This window comes from Dyadobacter luteus (assembly GCF_003383615.1).
In the GTDB taxonomy this organism is placed as follows: Bacteria; Bacteroidota; Bacteroidia; order Cytophagales; family Spirosomataceae; genus Dyadobacter; species Dyadobacter luteus.
In genome coordinates, this window is sequence record NZ_QNUL01000002.1 from 423401 (window position 1) to 444350 (window position 20950).

A 20950-nucleotide genomic window follows, 5' to 3' on the forward strand; every position below is an offset into this window, starting at 1 on the left:
TTGTTTTTAAAGTTCAACGGTTAGAGAAAAAGAAGTGGGAGAGGTTTAAAGTTGGGATTGTTAACGAGTGTTAACTTAGGAAAATGGTAAGAAGAAAGAGGTGTAGGCGTTTAGGAATACCGCTGATTTTTAGTGTTTTAACTTATTTTCAAGGTAGATGTTAACGACGTGTTAAGTGAGGATACGTTTTTCGGTGCGTAATGAGTACTAATCATGCATTTCCATAACAATCAGTGAAATCACTCACCGCAGTCAACAGTCCATACAATAACAAATGTTGTAAGTATTCCTCCTTCTGGATCTAAATGGATAATCATTTTTTTGCTAATTGCTCTCTCTTAGCTTCTGCAAGATCTATTCTGGCTTTATGACCGTGTTTTTCGAGAAGGAATAGCAAATGGTTTCCGTTGAGTAATGTTATAGGTTTGTTTTTAGCAAATTCGTAAGCATCTGGACCATAATCTGCCGTAGTAACAAGAATGCCTTTTGTGGCTCCTTCATTAACTACGGTTCCATACAAGTCTCTGACAGCGGAAACTCCGACCGTATTAGTATATCGTTTTGCTTGTATCACGATTTTTCCACCTCTAATTGGATCTGGATCAAAAGCAATTCCATCTACACCTCCATCTCTACTAGCTCGGGTAACCTTTACCTCACCTCCGTTACTACTAAATTCTTTTTCAAATAATTCTCTCAATAGATGCTCAAAATCTTCCCATCCCATACTTGCAAGATTATATCCTTCTGTCAGAGTTGAAGTAACCTCGTACGAAGAGACGAATCTCTTGTCATGTTTATTTATTGTAATTAGAGGTTGAATAGCTGTTATCCCACTCAACTTGCTGCTACCCACACCTTTTAAATTTTTAAAACATGTTTTAGGATCAACGTGAGCAAGGTCAATTTCCATGAATTCGGATTTCTTGACTTGAAGTGATACAATACAACTATTAACTTTTTTTCCTGTTGCTTTATTTATCACTTCAACCCAGCCATTAAATACAATTACATCAATACCGTTAATAGTATCTGCTTCAAAAAGTTCATGAACAGTTCTTAATGAAATATTATAAATAGAGGTGTCATATTGTTTTGCACTTTGTGTTTCAGAGATATATGATTCCTTTAATTCATTTCTACTAGCGATAAATTTTACTTCCAGTAACTTTGGTAGATCATTAGGTGCTGGAAGTGTGTAGTCCAGAACCATCATTTTACTTGTACTATTATAATCTAGTTCAAAATCTTTTGGAAATGTATCTGGATACACGGAATTATTTAAAACCATTTCAGAATATTGCACAATTGCTTCAGGATCTGAATTCAGGTATGCATTCTTTAATAATTCAATTTTTTCATTGTAAGAGCTTTGTTGATCCAGAAATACTTTTTTTTCCTCTTTCCATCGCTTCTCTAGATTTTGAAACTCTATTTTAAGATTTTCTTCTTGCTTATTTAATCTTTTTACCTCTTCGTTATAAAACCTCAGTTTATTTTCATTAGCTGTGATTATAGAGGCGCAACTACTTTTCCAATTTTCAATCTCAGTCTGATATATTTTGTTCGAAGTGTCCACCTTCTTTTGTCGAGATGATGAAAATAACTTATCCCAAAAAGTAAACTCTGGCTCGAACTTACTTTTTAAAGGCTCTGGAGGTTGACTGCTATACGTAGGTCTTACGGGTATCGAAAGTTTAGACACTTCTTTCAGATACGAATCCATTGGATTTGGTTTTACAAATCTTTCTCTATCCTTCAGGTCGTTCCAATTAATAGCGTCGTTTATAGAAAGAGTATGGATTAGGATATTTTCCACCTGATTCAGAGCTAGCCGGGCAATTCTGTTAAGCTCGTCAGCACTTGCCTGATTATTGGATTTCTCCTCTTGCTTTACCCTCCTAGCTTCATTCTTTTCCCATATTTCATCCCATTTAACTAACTGAGAAATAGCTTTTTTTCTCAATATTGAATCGTCTTTATCTCTTAATAATCGATGAGTTTTTAGTCCAATATGTTCTATCTGAACATAGTAAATAGTGCCACCCCTTGTGGTATATTCATCGTACTCATAAATCTTATGGTATTTGTTTTTTGATTGTATTGCCATTCTTAAAGGAGGATATAGAGGGAAGTTTTTATTGTAACGCTTATGGTTTAGAAGTGAGATGGTAATATACTGGAATTATTCTGAACATCTCCAGAGAGATGATGGAAATTCCTCATCCCTGTATCTCAGCCTGAATCGCAGCCTGCGCCTCGGCCAGGATTTCCTCTACTTTTTTACCCGCAGGCTCTATTCCCGGGAGGACTGTCCATGAAAGTCGGCTGAAAGATTTGAGGGGAAATACGCCTTTGGGATTGAAGGCTCCGGTACCGTTAATCGCTACGGGGACTATCAATGCGCCGGGTGCTCTTTTCAGAAGTGTAGCTACCCCGCCTGCGACAAAGGGCTTCATGATACCGCTCGCTGTACGTGTACCTTCAGGAAAGATAACTGCCGCACTTTTCTCGTCGTTGATCAACTTGCCGAGACGTGCGATTTCCATGATGGCCTGCTTTCCGTCTTTACGGTCTATAATGGCGGCCTCACTTTTTCTGAGGTTATAGGAGATACTCGGGATGCCGTGGGCCAGCTCAATTTTGGATACAAAGCGGGGATGATGCTTGCGCAGATACCAGATCAGTGCAGAAATATCAAACATGCTCTGATGGTTGGCCACAAAGATAATCGGGCGGTTATCGGGCAAAGAAGTTTTACTTTCAAGGATTATCCGTGAGCCAGTCAGGTACAGACCGAATGTCAGCGAGAAATTAAGATAATCGACACTTACCTTGTGCACCTTCTTTCCAAACACATGAAACGCAATTACCTGAATTACATGGAATACGAGTAGCGTCAGGCCGAAATGGAGCAGATAAAGGGCACTTAGCAGATAGTCAATGATTTTTTTCATTCCTCTTATTTTTCTGCAAAAATAGTCGAAAACTGCTTTGTATGATAAAAATTGTAGGGTACTAATTGATAAATATCATGTAAAACTTACATTAAATTACCGTACTTTGTAAAACTGTCAATTTGAGAATAAAATAGCATTTATAATGGATACCGCACTTTCAGCAGAAAGATTAGAAGTGATGCAGCATGTAGGGAAGGATTTGGACGGACTGATTTCCGAATATCTTAAGCCAATCGATGAGAACTGGCAACCAACAGATTTTCTGCCTGACTTCAGCAAGGAAAACTTTGCAACCGAAGTTAAATTACTTCAGGAAAGTTGCCGGGATTTGCCATACGATTATATAGCAGTTCTGATCGGTGACACGATCACAGAGGAAGCGTTGCCTACTTATGAGTCATGGCTGATGGATGTGATCGGGGTAGATCAGGTGGATAACCCTTCGGGCTGGTCAAGATGGGTACGTGCCTGGACGGCGGAAGAAAACCGTCACGGAGACCTGCTCAACAAATATTTATACTTATCCGGCCGCGTAAACATGCGGGCCATGGAAGTTTCCACACAGTACCTGATCGCTGACGGTTTTGACATCGGTACAGACCGCGATCCTTACAGAAACTTTATCTATACATCATTTCAGGAACTTGCTACCAACGTTTCGCACAGAAGAACAGCAACACTTGCCAAGAAATTCGGCAATCCGCATCTTTCTAAGATTTGTGGTGTGATTGCTTCGGATGAAATGAGACATGCAAAAGCGTACAAAGAGTTTGTAAGACGTATTCTTCTTGTAGATCCATCCGAGCTGTTGCTGGCATTGGATGATATGATGAGAAAGAAGATTGTGATGCCTGCCCATTTCCTTCGTGAAACGGGTGTGAAAATGGGGGATACCTTTGCGCACTTCTCTGATGCAGCACAGCGTCTGGGTGTGTATACAACCAATGATTATATTGAGATTCTTGAATCATTGCTCGTTGAATGGGAAATAGGTTCTATCCGCGATATCAACGAAAGGGCGGAAAAAGCCAGGGATTATCTGATGGCTTTGCCGGCACGTCTGAAAAGAATTGCTGAACGTACACGCGTACCTGAATTGGCCTACGAGTTCAGCTGGATCAAGTAATCTGTATTTTAGGATATAGAAAATCCCCGTAAAGCCATTGGTTTTACGGGGATTTTTAGTTGTAACAGATCAGGAATTAAGCTTCCGGATACAGGTTGTAGATTTCTCTGACGTTCTCCAGAACCTTATCAAAATCGATTTTAAGGTCTATCAGTTTTCCGGTGCGGATATCAAAAACCCATCCGTGAACTGTCAAACCTCTTTCAATTGCAGCCTGCTGTACGGCAGCTGTTTTGATCAGGTTGAAGCATTGCTCCTGTACGTTCAGCTCAACGAGTCTGTCATATCTTTTGCCTTCGTCTTCTATAGCGTTCAGCTCATCCTTATGCAAACGGTATACGTCACGGATCGTTCTCAGCCATGGGTTAAGCAATCCCATATCAACAGGTTGCATAGCTGCTTTCACACCACCGCAGTTGTAATGTCCGCAAACTACAATGTGATTCACTTTCAGGTGACGCACAGAATAATTCAGCACTGACATTACGCTCAGATCCACGTTGTTGACAAGGTTGGCGATGTTTCTGTGTACAAAGGCTTCACCTGGTTTGATACCCATCAGATCCTCTGCTGTAACACGGCTGTCTGAGCAGCCAATGTAAAGAAATTCAGGCTTTTGTCCTGAAGCAAGATTATCGAAATAATTTTCGTCAGCAGACAGTTTCGACTTTATCCACTCTTCGTTGTTCTTAAAAACGCTGTTAATATCCATATCAGAATTTAGTTAGTATGACGTCCCGCCGGGGACATCTTATTAATCCCAAATTTATGATAAAAATCATACGAGACAAGCTATACGATGTTGTGATTTTGTAATAAAACCAGTAAAAATTATCTATCTCAGTAATAAAATACTGCCTTCTTTACGGATCGTTCTATTTCGGTCACTTACTCCGGACAACTGAAAGGTATAAACGCCTGCAACCGGTTCGGCTCCCCGGAATCGCCCGTCCCAGCCTGCGGTGATATCATTCGTATAAAAGACAAGTTGTCCCCACCGGTTATAAATCCGCAAGTAGGAAAACTCTTTAATTCCCTTAGTATTCAGATAGAGTATGTCATTTTTTCCATCACTGTTCGGAGAAAAAGCAGTTGGAAGATAGATCCAGTCGGGAGGGATTATCAGCAGTGTGACTGATGCTTCTGCATAACAGCCTTCTGGTGTAGTGCCCCTCACGGTGTAAGTATTGCTTGAAAGTAGCGTAGCCACCGGATTAGCAATACGGGGATTGTTCAGCCCGGTAGGCGGAAACCATTGGTAGCTGCTTCCTGCAATATTGTCAAGCTGCGTTGAAGCGGCCTGCAATTGAAACGGTATTTCTTCTTCAATCTCCGTATCCGGTGTTACGGTAATCTCGATTTTGGGAATAACCGTAATGGTGACCGTATCCCTTTGTAGACAACCGTCACTGCCGGCTGAAACGATATAAGTTGTCGTTACATTGGGAGATGCCACCGGATCCTTTGTGGCTGCGTTGTCAAGTCCGGTTTCAGGAAGCCACGAGTGTATCTCAGAATTGCTCTCAGTGGTAAGAGAAATGGTTTGCCCTTCACATATGGTAGTGTCTTCGATAGTTTTTACGAGTACCGATCCGGTTGGGTCGATTATCAGATCTTTTCCGACAACACAGTCACCGGCATCTTTTACAAATATCCGATACGTATCTGCGGGTATGCGAAATTGTTCTGAACTCTGGAAATTAACAGAATCAACAGAAAATTGAAACGGGCCTTTTCCTTCAATAGGTGTTACTGTGACTGTTGCCAATGGATCTGCGCAAGACGGTTGTATTACCTCTGTGGTAAGATCCAGTGCGCTGATTTCGGCGATTTTGGTATTCTGGATTGTCTCGCCACATTCAGTGTGAGTGATGACCAATGATACATCTTTGGGGCCAGGCGTGTCCCAGGCTATCTGATAAGGACCGCGGCCGCTACCAGAAATTACCTTGCCGCCATCCCAATCCCATTCAAATGAATAGGCGGTGCTATTTGCGGGAATACTTCCGGAGTAATTAATTGTGATATTTTCAGGAAATCCGCAGCTTGGGTTAGGGGTGATCAGGAAGTCTACTGCGGAATTGATGTTGGCTGTGTAACATATATTACCATAGTTTTCAGCTACTTTCTGTTGAGACGAGGCTGTATTGCTGAAGGATATATAGGAAAAGTTTACTTCTGCATAGTCGCATGAGCTGACGTTTTCGTTCCGGAACAGATGGATTGCTCTGCCCGCATTGGCTGTATACCTGCCGGCAGCATCGTTGAATGTTGCAAACAGGGCATTATTTACATAAATGGACAATATGCCGGTTTGCTCATTGCGGGTAAATGTGAGCAGATAATAATTGTTTGTATTAAAAAACGGGCATTCGCCAACAGTAGCCTGACTGGAAACAGAAAGACAATATTCATTACCTACAGGTGCTTTTACAAAATAGATGCCGTCGTCGTCAGCTCCGTTGAAGAAGCTCAGGACGGGTATTTTGTTACCGCCCCAACTGGCAACTTTCACATACATGCTGATCGTGTAGCTGTTACCAATTACGCCTTGTGGGTTGGTGTAGCTCAGTCCCCAACCAGGATTATTGTGATACACCTTTCTATTCGCACGGCAGGGAGGATTGTCGTCCTGATAAGTACCGTGTACCTGACCGGCATTACAACTTCCTGCATTTTGCAATGGAATAAGATCCGGCCCACATTCCGGCGCGCTCACCGTCAGATTTTCATAAAAGCGGTAGACATGTTCAACATTTTGACTCTTACCTGACAGACTAAGAAGCAGATTACAAAATAATAACAGCCATAACGCGCGTTTCATGATACTACCGGGTGTGCTCAGCTTGGTAACTGATTACGTATACTTGTTTCTAAACTTAAAAGTGAATTGTACTGGTGGAGGCGGCTATTATGCTGCAAATTAAAACATAGAAACGGGAATGTCATCAGGTACCATCGTTTTATAAAGTTATTACCATTAATAATGAGCATATAAACAACAATAGCTACCGTGAGGGTAGCCATTGTTCTGTGTTTATTGCGGGAATTGCTTCCGGTTTCTATCTTTCTCTCAGAGATGTCTTGATCATCCGGGACTCAGTTACCTGAAGATTATCTCTGAACGAGCCTGCAACAACTGCAGAAGCCGTTCTGCCTGAGGCGGTCCTTGCATTGGTGCTTATGGGAATACCCATTACAGAAAGGGCTTTACTGAAAAGAGGCTCGTTGTCATCTCCGAAAGGTTTGTAGGGCAGAAGGTTGTCTGCAACCTGATAAACAGGCGTCATACCATTCACTGTACCGTAATCCGACTCACCGTTTGCATTAGCTGTCTGGCCGAGCATGATGTACAATCCCCATTTCCATCTGCCCTGATCGTCGCTGATTAAAGAGCCGAACAGATTCTTACCTGCCGTATGATCGCCGATTGTAACAACGTCCATGTAAGGTTTCAACCCGTTGATCACCAGCTCACTCGCCGATGCGGTTCCTTGTGAGGTCAGCACAAATACCCTGCTGATGTTGCCACCGATATTATTTGCTTCGTTCTGAAATGGATAGTCAAGCGCAGAAGATCCATACTGCTTTTGCCAGTAAGCCACATATTTATCGTTCCACTGTTCCCTGTAAAAGACTTTACTACCCGATACACTTTTTCCGATCAATGATGCCAGGGTGGTTGCAGAACTGATATAGCCTCCGGAATTGAGTCTCAGGTCCAGCACCAGCTCATTGACACCCTGACTTTTGAAGTCTGCGAAGATCTGGCGCAGTTCATTATCATATTTTGAGTCGTTGCCATCTATTCCCGGCACAAACTGAGTATAAACGATGTATCCGATCTTTTTGCCGTACGCAGACTTATCAATGACAGTAGAAAAAGCAACAGGATCCTCTGTCACAACTGCTTTGGTTACACTCACGGTGCTGCTGCCAGCCGATATCATGCTGCCATTGACAGTGCCGAGCGTGAAAGTAAGTGTTTCACTTCCTGACAACAGAGAGCTGTAGTTATCTCTGGTAAGCTGTGTTCCGTTTGCTTTTAAAATAATATCTCCCCTTTTGAGTCCTGCATTAGCAGCCGGACTGCCATTGACAACATAGTTGAGAAATAAGCCGACACTGGTATTTGTGTTGTCAATGTAAGAAATAGAATAGCTGATGCCGAAGATCTTGCTGATGCCATCGAAACTGTTCTGAAGCTCGTCAGTATCATCGGTAACCATCGAAAACCGGTCTGTAGTTGTACGCTGATAAACCAGCTTTTCAAAGTAATCGGTGGGATTCGACTTTGCATCCAGCGTGGTACTGGCAGGCATTTGCTTATACCAGAAATAGGCATCGTTCATCACTTCGTAAATCCAGGTATTCACTGACTGATAGTCAGAGTCGGAACCTGTTTCTTCATCGGGATCTACTTCATTATTCTGGCAAGCTGAAAATACAGCCAGTGCGAGAAGAAAGAGTAGTTTGTTGATTTGTTTAAACTTGATCATATAGCAGTAATTGGAATGGAATCTGTAAGTCCGGGGATTAATGTCTTGTAATGAATATTACGTGACAGGACTTTGAAGTGTGGCAAAAATGATGCTGCTATAAAAAAAATGACCCGGGAAACCCAGGCCAGTTTGTCTATATAACATCCTCTTTATTATTCACTTTTGTATCAGGTAATACTATGATTGTACCGCCTGTAAATTCCTTTGAAACCTTTTGTTAACGCCGTTTCCGTTTACTCAAAGACGTAGTTTTACGCTACCACGACTTTTGCCAGCTGCCTACTTTTATGTCAAAAAAAGCAAGCGCTATGAAAAAGTTATTTAAATCAACTATCGCAGTTTTTACGACTTTCGTCACTGTCCTTTTTTTATCCTGCGGAGGCAAAGACAACTCTCCAAGCCCTGTAAATTGCAGTAACAATGCTGAAAAGGCAACTGCAGCTGCAACTGCTTTGGCAAGTGATCCGACGAACACGGCTAAATGTGAAGCCTATAAAAATGCGATAAGGGATCTTTACAAAAGCTGTGCAAACTATTACACCGGTCAGGCTAAACAAGATCTGGATGATTTTCTTGCCACTCCGTGTAACTGATCGTTTTTTCAGCCGGTTGGATTGTATCTATCCGGCTGAAAGTTCTATATACCTGTCAGACCGTTGAAAAACTTTCTGGCAATGATCGCATATTCCAATGGATTTGCCTTGGCAGGATCCTGCTCAGCTTCCAGTACGATCCAACCCTGGTAGTCACTTGCTTTGATCACTTCGAAAAGTGAAGGAAAATCAATGCAGCCTTCTTTATCTCCCGGCACGGTAAATACGCCTTGTTTTACAGCAGTCAGAAAGCTCAGTTTTTCCTGATGAACACGTTCCAGAACATTCGGGCGAACGTCTTTAAGGTGGATATGTGCAGTGCGACTAATGTACTTTTCCAAAGCAGTAACCGGGTTTTCACCTGCAAAATGGAAATGCCCGCAGTCATAATTCAGGTACACGTAGTCAGGATTTGTCTCATTCAGCAGACGGTCTGTTTCTTCGATGGTCTGTATACAGGTGCCCATATGATGGTGGAAAGCAAGCTTCATACCACGGTCTTTTGCTATTTTACCCAGCGTATCGAGTCCTGTAGTAAAGGTTTTCCACTCGGCATCAGTATTCAGCATACCTTTTCCTTCAAAGACAGGCACGTTCAGGCCCTGGCAACTGTTACCGGTTTCTCCACCACCAATCACTTTTGCTCCCATGATTTCAAGGAAGTCGAGCAATCGGGTAAAGTTTTGAATATTCTCTTCCAGGGATTTGGTTGTCAGCTCATAGCTGTTCCATTGATTACATATCTGTAACCTTCTCAGACCAAGGGCCTTTTTCAATACATCCGTATCGCGGGGGAATTTATTTCCAACCTCACAACCAGTAAATCCGGCAAGAGCCATTTCACTGATACATTGCTCAAAAGTATTCTCGCCGCCAAGCTCCGGCATATCGTCATTGGTCCAGTTGATAGGAGCAATACCCAATTTTATATTTTCGAAATTCATTGTTTTAGAAAGAAGTTAAGTAGTAAGGGAGTTGAGAATTAAGAGTTAAGAATTGAGAGCTAAGAATGGCTTGCGGCGCAGTTAACAATTGATAATTAACAACTAAATTCTTCGCCTCGCGCTATAAAAATATTCTTTGTGTTTTCTTGTTCTCTTTATAGGTTTCAAAGGCTTTTTGGACGGATGGGGATTGAGAAACTTCTGCTACCGGAACTTCCCACCAGGCGTGGTAACCTTTTACGGTACGATACAGATTGGTTTCAATATAGATCACTGTTGTGCGTTCGTTCTGTTTGGATTGCGCGAGTGCTTCGTCGAGTGACTTCTTGTCGGTAGCACGAATTACAATTGCGCCCAGACTTTCTGCATTTTTTGCCAGATCTACCGGAAGGAATTCTCCTGAGAGATGTCCTGTATTTTCTTCTCTATATTGGTACCTTGTTCCGAACCGCTCTCCGCCTATACTTTCGGAAAGTCCTCCGATACTTGCGTAACCATTGTTGTTAAGCAAAAGAATCGTAAACCTGATACCTTCCTGAATAGCAGTTACAATCTCATGATTGTTCATCAGATAGCCTCCATCGCCACAGAGCACATATATTTCACGGGTCGGGTCAGCCATTTTTGCACCAAGTCCGGCAGCGATTTCATAACCCATGCAGGAGAACCCATATTCCAGGTGAAAATTCTTCGGATCCGTAGCGCGCCATAATTTGTGAAGATCGCCCGGAGCACTTCCTGAAGCGTTGATCATCACATCTCTGTCATCCATAAAGCTGTTCAGAGCACCAATGACCACGGCCTGGTCAATAGGGGAGATGGTTCCATTTCCTTCCTCATAAATACGGGTTACCTCATCGTCCCAAGCCTTGTTGATATCAGCAATTTTTTGACGGTAATCAGCACTTACTTCGAAATCTCCCAGCAATGCGGATAGCTCTTCAATTGTCGCTTTTGCATCTCCGACAACGGGCAAAGCAGCGTGTTTGAAAGCATCGAATTCAGAGATATTAATATTAACAAACCTGACATCCGGGTTCTGGAAAATAGACTTGGATGCAGTGGTGAAGTCGCTGTAACGTGTGCCTATTCCGATTACCAGATCAGCCTCATTCGCTACTTCAATAGCATATTTAGTACCCGTCGCCCCTAAACCTCCAACGCTGTAAGGCTGGTCGAAACGCACGGCTCCCTTTCCCGCAAAAGTCTCGCCGACAGGAATACCTGTTTTGATGGCAAACTGATGAAGGACTTCTGAAGCATCGCTATAGATGGCACCTCCTCCGGCAACAATTACTGGTTTTTTAGCAGATCTGATCCATTCTGCGGCTTCTGTTACGATGCCGGCATCCGGGCGGGGTCGGCCCACTTTCCAGACTCTCTTTTTGAATAGTTCTTCCGGGTAATCGTAAGCATGGGTTTGTACATCCTGGGGCATAGATAGGGTGACAGCACCCATTTCAGCCTGAGAGGTGAGCACGCGCATTACTTCTGGAAGAGAATAAATAAGCTGCTCCGGACGGTTAATTCTGTCCCAATATTTAGATACGGGTTTAAAACAATCGTTGACAGATATATCCTGAGTTCCGGCGCTTTCAAGCTGCTGTAAAACGGGATTGGGCTCGCGGGTAGCGAAAATATCTCCCGGAAGAAGTAAAACCGGCAGACGGTTAATCGTAGCCAGGGCAGCTCCTGTAATCATATTTGTAGCTCCCGGACCGATTGAAGTCGTGCAAACAAATGCACCCAGACGGTTTTTTACCTTGGCATAAGCGACCGCTGCATGCACCATCGACTGCTCGTTGCGAGACTGGTAGTAGCGGAAGTCAGGATTTTCGTGCAGTGCCTGTCCGAGACCAGCTACATTCCCGTGGCCGAAGATTCCGAAACATCCGCCGAAATACGGAGCTTCCTCGCCGTCACGCTCAATATACTGGTTTTTAAGAAAGGTTATAGTAGCCTGAGCTACGGTCAGTCTTCTGGTTTTCATACTCTATTTCAGTTTTGGAACTCAATAGCTTTACCTGTACTTCCGAACAGTTCAAACTTACTGATCATAAAATTTTTATAAGTCTCTATAAAAGTCTTTCCTGGTGTAGTCGGAGCGAATTCGTCCGGTTTGTCACGGAAAAATTCACGGTTGACCATCGTCCATACCAGGCGCATGTCAGTAGCAATATTGATTTTACATACACCCAGGGGAATAGCTTTTCGTATTTCATCATCCTGTACGCCACGGGCATCTGTTTTGATTTTCCCGCCTGCTGCGTTAATACGCTCTACAACCTCACTGCTGACATTGGATCCGCCGTGCAGTACCAGAGGGAATCCGGGAAGGCGCTTCTGAATCTCATTCAGAATATGAAGCTGAAGTCCCTGCCCGCCCGAAAATTTGTAGGCACCATGGCTGGTACCGACGGCAATAGCCAGACTGTCGCAGCCTGTGGCAGCCACGAAATCTTCCACTTCCTGCGGATTGGTATAGAACGAATGAGCTGCATCTACCGTCAGGTCGTCCTCTACGCCGGCGAGTACACCCAGTTCTGCTTCAACACTTATTCCCCGGGAATGCGCCAGTTCAACGATGGCTTTGGTTCGTTCGATATTCTTGTCAAAAGTATCATGTGAAGCGTCGATCATTACCGATGTATATCCTCCTTTGGCAACAGCATCATAGATATGCTCCTCATAACCATGATCCATGTGAATGGCAAAAACTGTATCAGGATAAATCTTAGCTGCAGCGTTGATCATTGCCAGAAGCATTTCGGCAGCAGCGTAATCACGTGCGAAAGGCGTTGTCTGAACAATGAAAGGCGAACCTGTCTGCTGAGCAGCGGCAAAAAGTCCGTGTATCTCTTCCATGAAAAATACATTGACCGCAGCAATCGCATAGCGACCATAGCATTTTTCAAAAAGTTGTTTGGTTGTTAGTAGCATTTAGCTGTTAGCTGTAGGCTGTTAGCAATCTTCAAAATTCCATTTGATGAGAACAAACTAACCTTTTATAATTTATTAAATCAACGAGGTCTGTTATTGGGCAAGAGCTAAGCGCTATCAGCTAAAAGCTAATAGCCATTCTACCAGAACACCGTATACAAAGCTGCCAATACACCACAGATCACAATCGATCCCACTACGAAACTTCTCCCTGCATTGAACATCGAACTTTCGATTTCCAGGCCTTTCGGATTGTTTCTGCTGTTTTTATCTGCCAGGGTCATGATGATAATCACGGCGCTGAGGATCAGGAATATGATTCCCATTCTATCCAGGAACGGAATATCTGGCCAAAGGAATTTTCCGGCTGTCGAAAGTGGAATGGTCAGCAATGCGGCGGTAAGGGCTGCAGCCGACGTCGTTCTTTTCCAAAACATTCCAAAAATGAAAATGGCAAAAACACCGGGTGTAATAAAGCTGCTGTATTCCTGAATAAACTGATATGCCTGTTCCAGAACGCGCAGCTGCGGTGCGATAAGTACACCTATTGCCATGGCTACCCAGATTGTAATTCTTCCGATTTTTACAAGTGTAGCTTCGGATGCTTTCGGATTTATATACTGTTTGTAAATATCAAGGGTGAAAATGGTTGATATACTGTTGGCCTTTCCTGCAAGTGAAGCAACAATAGCGGCGGTGAGTGCTGCAAATGCCATTCCTTTCAAGCCTGTCGGTAACAAATTCAGAAGAACCGGATACGCGTGGTCGGGTTTGATTACGCCTGCCGTATCAAGCATTTCCTGCTGAAACATTCCATTTTCATACAAAACAAAAGCAGCAATTCCAGGGATAACGACGATGATCGGGATCAGTAATTTGAGCACTGCCGCGAAAAGAATACCATTCCGTGCAGTTGAAAGATTTGCTCCGAGTGTACGCTGAATGATATACTGGTTGCATCCAAAATAAGCAAGGTTGTTGATCCACATTGCACCTATAATTACAGACAAACCCGGAAGATCTTTGTAAAACGGACTTTCTTTAGGCAGAATCATATGAAAATGACTATCCCCTTTTTCTTTCAGAAGGGCCAGTGCATTTAAAATGCCCGGTTCGTTGAAATGCTGTGATACAAGATCCAAAGCAAGATAGGTCGTCGCCAAACCGCCAAGTACCAGAACGATTACCTGAACGACGTCGGTATAGCCAATCACTTTCATACCACCCACCGTGATAATTACTGCAAAAATTCCCAGACCGATGATCCCGTAGGTGAAATCAAGCCCCGCTGTTACCTCCAGCGCAAGTGCACCCAGATACAGAATCGATGTCAGGTTTACAAATACATACAGCAGCAGCCAGAATACAGCCATAATGGTGGCAACTGTCGGATTGTAACGCTGCCGCAGAAATTGCGGCATGGTATAGATGTTGTTTTTCAGATAAACGGGAAGAATGAAAAGGGCTACAACAATCAACGATGCAGCCGCCATCCATTCATAGGATGAAATGGCAAGCCCTATCGCGAAACCGGATCCGGACATACCTATGAAGTGCTCGGCAGAAATATTTGAAGCAATAATAGAAGCTCCGATAGCCCAGAAGGTTAGCGAACCTTCTGCAAGAAAATAATCCGTTGCACTTACTTCCTTAGATTTTTTCTGATTGTAAATCCAGTAGCCGTAGGCCGATACTCCAACGAGATAGGTGAAAAAAACAACATAATCCAGCGTTTGTAAACCAGTGTTTGACATGCAGGGTTTTATATAATGAAAGTGAATATTAATTGTACTTTACGAATTGCAAACGTTTGCAATTCGTAAAGTATGCAATGTAATACATAAGATTCTAAGGACAGTCAGGGATCAGACATGACTTAGTTCCAGTACCTCATTTATTTGCACAGTGCGTCCCTCCGTCAATGACTTCATAGCCGCGATACCAATGGCAGTTGCCATAAGCCCGTCATGCGCGTCTACCGGTGAAGGTTTGTCCTGAAGTACGCAGTCGATGAAGGATTTCAGACAAACACGGTAAGCGGTCTCGTATCTTTCAAGGAAAAAATGGAGCGGCAAAGCGCTGTGTCCGCCGGCGCTGTCGAAGTGTATCAGCGAATCGGTGGTATTGTTTTCAGCTTTAGCCATGCCTTTTGATCCGAAAATTTCCAGACGCTGGTCGTAGCCATATACAGCTTTCCTACTGTTGTCTATCACGCCAATTGCCCCGTTTTCGAAGGTCAACACGATTACTGCCGTGTCAATATCCCCGAATTCTTTGATTTCAGGGTGAATCAGCGCATCACCTTTGACAAATACTTCTTTTACTTCGCTGCCCACGATGTAGCGAGCCATGTCAAAGTCATGAATGGACATGTCCAGGAATATACCCCCTGATATTTTCAGGTATTCTACAGGTGGTGGTGCCGGGTCGCGACTGGTGATTCGAAGAATATGCGGATCGCCGATTTTATTATTTTCCACAAGATTGCGGACGTTGCTAAAATTCGCATCGAAGCGACGGTTAAAACCCAGCATCAGTTTTACGCCGTTTTCAGCAACGGCTTTTTCTGCTGCCAGAATGGCTTCAATGGTAACATCGAGCGGTTTTTCACAAAATACATGCTTTCCCTGTTCCGCGGCTGCCACTGTGTAAGGAACATGGTACGGAGTAGGAGAGCAGATGATTACAGCTTCTACATCCGGATGGTTGATCACCTCGTAGGCGTCTGTTGTTACTTGTTTTACGCCAAGACGTTTGGCGAATTCATGTGATGCTTCCGATACATCCGATGCAATGATTACCTCGGCATCAGGCATGTGGTGAAGCAGGTTACTCAGGTGTATCTGGCCAATACGGCCCAGACCAATCACACCGGTTTTAAGTTTTCGTGACATTGGGGTAAGTTAGTTTAGGGATTTGGTCAAAGGGCATGGGGCAAAGGGTATGGGGTTCGAGTTAGGTGGGGCGGGTGTTTTCACCCTATTCCCCAGGCCCGAAACCCTGTGCCCTAAAACTTGCGGTTCCATTCTTTCAGCCAGCGTTCTATAACGACTTTTGTTTGTGTGAAAAACTCTACAGCATGTTTGCCCTGACCGTGCAAATCGCCGTAGAAGCTGTCTTTCCAGCCTGAGAACGGGAATTGTGCCACAGGAGCTGCAACACCTATATTGATTCCTATATTTCCGGCCTCGGCTTCATGACGGAATTTACGCGCGTTCAGACCACTGCTGGTAAAGACACAGGCCATGTTGCCATAACGTCCGGAATTGATAAACCGGATTGCTTCCTCGATTGTATTGATATGGACGAGACTCAAAACCGGACCGAAGATTTCAGTAGCTGCCAGTTCGCCATCCAAAGGAATGTCTTCAATGATCGTAGGGGCGATGAAGTTACCATTCTCAAAACCAGGAATGTTTGGGTTTCTTCCGTCAACGATAACACGGCCGCCTTCCTTAATTCCTTTATCAAGTAGGTTGTTCACACGGTTTTTGCTTTCCGCCGTAATGACCGGACCCATTTGAACTTCACTGTCCAGACCAAATCCGGTTTTACGGGTTTTCGCTGACTCGACCAGGCTTTCTGTAATATCTTTATGATCACCGACAGTGATAATTGTAGATGCTGCCAGACAGCGCTGACCGGCACATCCGTACACGCTGTCGATCACGATCTGTGTAGTCATGTCTATATCTGCATCAGGCAATACTACCACCGGATTTTTTGCCCCTCCCTGTGCCTGTACGCGTTTTCCATGCGCCGCACCTTTGGAATAGACATACTTTGCAACATTTGAAGAACCCACGAAACTAATACCCTTAACGACAGGATGTTCCAGAATCGCATCCACCACTTCACGAGCTCCCTGCACAAGTCCGAGCACACCTTTGGGCAAATCCAGCTGATCCATCAGACCCACAATTTTCGTCATGGTAAGTGGTACCTTTTCAGATGGTTTGATGATGTAGCTGTTTCCGCAAGCCAGTGCATAAGGCAGAAACCAGAAGGTGATCATACCCGGGAAGTTGAAGGGCGCTATACATGCACATACCCCCAATGGCTGACGGATCATATACTCGTCAATTCCTTTTGCGATGTCTTCCGAGAATTCACCCTGCATCATGGCAGGCATGCCGCAAGCGTTCTCTACATTTTCAATTGCCCGTACCATTTCCGCTTTCGCTTCAAGGAAAGTCTTACCTGATTCGAGTACGATGGTTTTCGCTATATCATCCAGGTTATCTTCAAGCAGTGTTTTCAGTTTGAAAAGATACTGAACGCGCTTGGAAACAGGGGTGTTTTTCCATTCCTGGAAACCTTCGTGGGCTGCTTGCGCGGCATCTGCCACATCCAGGGCATTGCCCGAAGGAACCTGAGCAAGCACTTCCTGGCTGGCAGGATTGACTACGTTCAGGAATTGTTCAGAGCGGCTATCCACCCATTGCCCATTGATATAATTCTTTAATTTTTCCATTCTTGTTTTGTTTTGAAACGCTGTGTTCGGGAAGTTATCCGTAGCGTTGCGCCGTATTTTATAAATTCTTACTGTTTGATAGAACCAAGCGAAACAGCGCGCCGAACTTCCCAGTTTTTAATGCTTTTGCGTAACTTCTACTAACTTCTACTAACTACTCTAACTTCTTCATTAAAATCCTCCTCTATTCTCCACAAATGCCATTACCTCTTCGTTGGTCGGCATAAAATTGGCACAGCCTTCTCTGGTTACGATGATTGCACCGCAGGCATTTCCCATGCGGACAGATTTGTATAAATCCCAGTTGTTCAGCAGACCGTAAGAAAAACCTGCACAGAATGCATCACCGGCTCCAAGTACGTTCAACACTTCAACAGGGAAACCGGGAACACGTATTTCTTCCTTATCTGGCTGGAAGATCGAAGCTCCCTCTTTACCTCTTTTCACCACAAGTGTTTCAACACCCGAGCTCATAATTTCCTGAATGGCACTGTCAATATTTCCTCTGATTTCAGGAGCAGAAATTTGTTGATGCTTGATCAAAAGTTGCTCTTTGTCTGTCAGATAGGTAGCCAGAATTTCTTCTTCCGTGCCAACCACGATGTTGAACTTGCTCAAAGCAGCACGCAGCGTAATTCCGAATGAACGGGGATCATCCCACTGATCGGCACGAAAGTCGATGTCCAGAAGCGTTTGTACATTGTTTTTCTTGGCCAGTTCCAATGCATAGAACATGGCAGTGCGGCTAGGGTCTTTGCTGAATGCAGTTCCAGAGAAGGCAGCAGCCTTGAAATCTGCGAACGGAATGGCATCAACGTGATCAATATTCAGGTTGATATCTGCGCAGTTTTCACGGTAGTAAACCAGAGGAAAACGGTCGGGGGGCTCAATGCCCAGCACTACCGCAGAACTTCTGGTCCCATCGATGGTGGGTACGTACTCAGTAATTACGCCTTCCTTGTCGAGAAAATGTTTGATAAAATTGCCGACCTGATCAGGGCCTATACCTGTTAGTATCGCCGTGTTCAGTCCAAGACGTTTTGCTCCGGTCGCAATATTAAGCGGACAACCGCCAACAAAAGCGTTAAAGGATGATATCTGTTCAAACGGACTTCCGACGTTAGCGGAATACAAGTCTATAGACGAGCGCCCCAAGGTCAAAAGGTCAAATTTTTTGTTGGACATAGTATGGCGTTTTACCGTCTGCACGCTTCTTCAGCGGGCTGAACGTTTATAAAATTATCTGTCACTTAGCATTCAGACTGCATTACGGTCTGCACGCTTTTTATCGGGCTGAATGTAACGCAGTAGTTGTGCTCTTCGCATTCAGACCACCTGTCGGTGTTCAGACTGCATGGCCATTCATCTCCGCAGTTACAATTGGCAACCTTGGATCAGCACCTTTCCATGACCCGTAGATCCAGTCATGATCCGGATCAGAGGTATTAGCCAGAGACTGATCACTTCCCGCCAGGAAATTCAGGTAATAGACATTATAACCATGTCCTGCTACCACAGGATGATATCCTTTCGGAATGAGTACGGCCTCATTGTGCTTCACCCTCACGATTTCGTCCAACGAGCGGTCATCAGTATAAACCTGCTGTATGGCATAGCCCTGAGGTTTGTCAATTTTATAGAAATATATTTCTTCCAGATTTGCTTCCAGTAATGTACCGTCTTCGGCTACTTTCCGTTCGTCGTGCTTGTGGGCGGGGAAGGAACTCCAGTTGCCGGAAGGCGTATAAACCTCAACGCAGACAATTTTGTGACAGTCAAAACCAGGTTCGAGTAAGCTGTTAATTTGACGGTTTGCGTTGTCCCCACCACGATACTCTATCGCCGCTTCCTCCGGGCGTTTCATACGGGGAGGGTGGTCTTCATCGCTTTTCACCCAACAAATCGCAATGTCCGTATCAGGTGATTGAGCTGTCAAAATAAAGTCCGTATTGCGGGAGAGGTACATTGCATGGCCAATACCGGTGAAAACGTCTTTTCTCCCATTGCCTGTTTCCCAAACTTGCCCGTCGGCCTCCACTTTAAAATTTCCACCCAGCAATACGATGCAATACTCATATTCACCGGTGTGTCTGCTAATTTGTTCGCCTGTATCCAGTACTTTCGCTTCAAAGTTCAGATAAGTCCAGCCAGCCTGTTCACTGGTAAGAGAATGGTAGTTTTTAGTGTCTGAAGATGGCTTGATCAGTAAATCACTCATTGAGATATTTCGATTACATTTGCACAATATTAGCGTTGTATTAATGAAGTACAAAATGTAAATATGTCGATACTGAATGCAAACGTTTGAAAAAATTTATAATTTTTAATTGTCAAAATCCTACTCATGAATTCGTCTCGTCCGGTCACAATTAAGGACATTGCCAAGCGCTTCCGGTGCTCACCATCGACTGTTTCCAGGGCTCTCAACGACCACCCGGCCATCAATGAAGACACCCGGAAAAATATACAGGAATACGCCCGTACGGTAGGGTATCAGCGTAATGAGGTGTCTTTGAGTTTGCTTAATAAAAAGACCGCCACTTTGGGAGTAGTGGTACCGACGATCAGCAACTATTATGAAACGGCAGTAATCGAAGGCTTGCATAATGTATTGCAGCCGATGGGGTACACGCTCAACATCTGCGTTACGAATGAGAGCTATCTTCTGGAGAAAGAATATCTGTCCAAATTGCTCTCAAACCGGACGGAAGGAATATTTCTATCCGTTTCGCAGGAAACATATGATTCGGGTTATTACGAACATCTCGAACAGGTAATTCAGAGGAAAACACCGCTTATTTTCATAGACAGGGAATATGAAGATTTCGAAACCAGTCGTGCAACTGTTGACGACTATCATGGAGCATTCGCGGCTGTGGAGCACCTGGTGAATATGGGTTACAAGCAAATTGCCCATTTGAAAGGCCCTAACGGACTGACTGTTTCTGAGCAGCGATTCAAAGGATACAGAGATTGTCTTATTAAATACGGTTTGCCGGTTCGTGAAGAGCTTATTATCAACACCAATTTCAAGGTTGAAAGTGCGATTCTGCCTGCCAGGCGCCTGCTTGAAATGGAGACTCCTCCGGATGCTATTTTTGGCGTGAATGATCAGGTTGCGATTGGTGCCATGCGTGTAGCAAAAGACAAAGGGTTACGTATACCTCAGGATATCGGACTGGTGGGTTTTGATAACTCTCCCATATCTGCCTACACGTTTCCGTCGCTTACCACGGTAAACCGTCCGGGCAGGAAAATAGGTATGGAGGCGTCGCGTTTGTTCCTGAGCCAGCTGAATGCTTCCGACGATTACACACATGAAGGAATTGTTTTGCCTTCGGAGTTGATTATCAGGGAGTCGTCGCTGCGGTTCTAAAAGTTTTCAATGTATCTCTAATGAATATTTATCAC

General features: G+C 44.0%; 16 protein-coding genes. 3 read left to right on the plus strand and 13 right to left on the minus strand.

The annotated features are described in order from the left end of the window. Positions 1–313: 313 nt before the first annotated feature. Both DSL64_RS04640 and DSL64_RS04645 read right to left on the minus strand, forming a co-directional pair. Entirely contained in the window at positions 314–2110 is a 1797-nt protein-coding gene (locus DSL64_RS04640) for a restriction endonuclease (protein WP_115829474.1), read from the minus strand. Between the two features lie 112 nt (positions 2111–2222). Beyond that, a complete protein-coding gene (locus DSL64_RS04645) occupies positions 2223–2957 on the minus strand; it encodes a lysophospholipid acyltransferase family protein (protein ID WP_115829475.1) in 735 nt (244 codons plus the stop codon). Between the two features lie 145 nt (positions 2958–3102). On the opposite strand from DSL64_RS04645, the gene DSL64_RS04650 reads away from it, so the two are divergent. Then, positions 3103–4086 (plus strand): acyl-ACP desaturase, encoded by a 984-nt coding sequence (locus tag DSL64_RS04650; protein ID WP_115829476.1) that lies wholly within the window; start codon positions 3103–3105, stop codon positions 4084–4086. Positions 4087–4162: 76 nt separating this feature from the next. Here DSL64_RS04650 and DSL64_RS04655 read toward each other — a convergent pair whose 3' ends face one another. From DSL64_RS04655 to DSL64_RS04665, 3 genes are all read right to left on the minus strand, one after another. Further along, positions 4163–4798: a carbonic anhydrase gene (locus DSL64_RS04655; protein ID WP_115829477.1), complete on the minus strand. Its 636-nt coding sequence runs from the start codon at positions 4796–4798 to the stop codon at positions 4163–4165. A 123-nt stretch (positions 4799–4921) separates the two neighbouring features. Then, positions 4922–6910: a T9SS type B sorting domain-containing protein gene (locus DSL64_RS04660; protein WP_115829478.1), complete on the minus strand. Its 1989-nt coding sequence runs from the start codon at positions 6908–6910 to the stop codon at positions 4922–4924. A 238-nt stretch (positions 6911–7148) separates the two neighbouring features. Continuing rightward, positions 7149–8585 carry a S41 family peptidase gene (locus tag DSL64_RS04665; protein ID WP_115829479.1) on the minus strand — a complete coding sequence of 479 codons (1437 nt, stop codon included), beginning with the start codon at positions 8583–8585 and terminating at the stop codon, positions 7149–7151. Positions 8586–8896: 311 nt separating this feature from the next. Between DSL64_RS04665 and DSL64_RS04670 the strand changes: the two genes are divergently transcribed. Beyond that, the gene (locus tag DSL64_RS04670) at positions 8897–9181 is read left to right on the plus strand and encodes a hypothetical protein (protein WP_147300334.1); all 285 of its coding nucleotides are present in this window, start codon (positions 8897–8899) and stop codon (positions 9179–9181) included. A gap of 44 nt (positions 9182–9225) precedes the next feature. On the opposite strand, the gene iolE is transcribed toward DSL64_RS04670, so the two are convergent. The 8 genes from iolE to iolB form a co-directional block, all read right to left on the minus strand. Continuing rightward, positions 9226–10125: a myo-inosose-2 dehydratase gene (gene iolE / locus DSL64_RS04675; RefSeq protein WP_115829481.1), complete on the minus strand. Its 900-nt coding sequence runs from the start codon at positions 10123–10125 to the stop codon at positions 9226–9228. 121 nt (positions 10126–10246) lie between these two features. Next, on the minus strand, positions 10247–12115 hold the full coding sequence (gene iolD, locus DSL64_RS04680; protein ID WP_115829482.1) for a 3D-(3,5/4)-trihydroxycyclohexane-1,2-dione acylhydrolase (decyclizing): 1869 nt from the start codon (positions 12113–12115) through the stop codon (positions 10247–10249). Between the two features lie 8 nt (positions 12116–12123). Beyond that, positions 12124–13065: a class II fructose-bisphosphate aldolase gene (locus DSL64_RS04685; protein WP_115829483.1), complete on the minus strand. Its 942-nt coding sequence runs from the start codon at positions 13063–13065 to the stop codon at positions 12124–12126. A 140-nt stretch (positions 13066–13205) separates the two neighbouring features. Next, positions 13206–14819, minus strand: coding sequence for a sodium/sugar symporter (locus DSL64_RS04690; protein WP_115829484.1), 1614 nt, complete (start codon positions 14817–14819; stop codon positions 13206–13208). A 111-nt stretch (positions 14820–14930) separates the two neighbouring features. Beyond that, positions 14931–15959, minus strand: coding sequence for an inositol 2-dehydrogenase (gene iolG / locus DSL64_RS04695; RefSeq protein ID WP_115829485.1), 1029 nt, complete (start codon positions 15957–15959; stop codon positions 14931–14933). A gap of 113 nt (positions 15960–16072) precedes the next feature. Next, the gene (locus DSL64_RS04700; RefSeq protein ID WP_115829486.1) at positions 16073–17539 is read right to left on the minus strand and encodes a CoA-acylating methylmalonate-semialdehyde dehydrogenase; all 1467 of its coding nucleotides are present in this window, start codon (positions 17537–17539) and stop codon (positions 16073–16075) included. Positions 17540–17710: 171 nt separating this feature from the next. After that, entirely contained in the window at positions 17711–18724 is a 1014-nt protein-coding gene (iolC, locus tag DSL64_RS04705; RefSeq protein WP_115829487.1) for a 5-dehydro-2-deoxygluconokinase, read from the minus strand. A 160-nt stretch (positions 18725–18884) separates the two neighbouring features. Next, complete coding sequence (iolB, locus tag DSL64_RS04710; RefSeq protein ID WP_115829488.1) at positions 18885–19757, minus strand: 5-deoxy-glucuronate isomerase; 873 nt, start codon at positions 19755–19757, stop codon at positions 18885–18887. Positions 19758–19883: 126 nt separating this feature from the next. On the opposite strand from iolB, the gene DSL64_RS04715 reads away from it, so the two are divergent. Then, a complete protein-coding gene (locus tag DSL64_RS04715; RefSeq protein ID WP_115829489.1) occupies positions 19884–20915 on the plus strand; it encodes a LacI family DNA-binding transcriptional regulator in 1032 nt (343 codons plus the stop codon). Positions 20916–20950 lie beyond the last annotated feature (35 nt).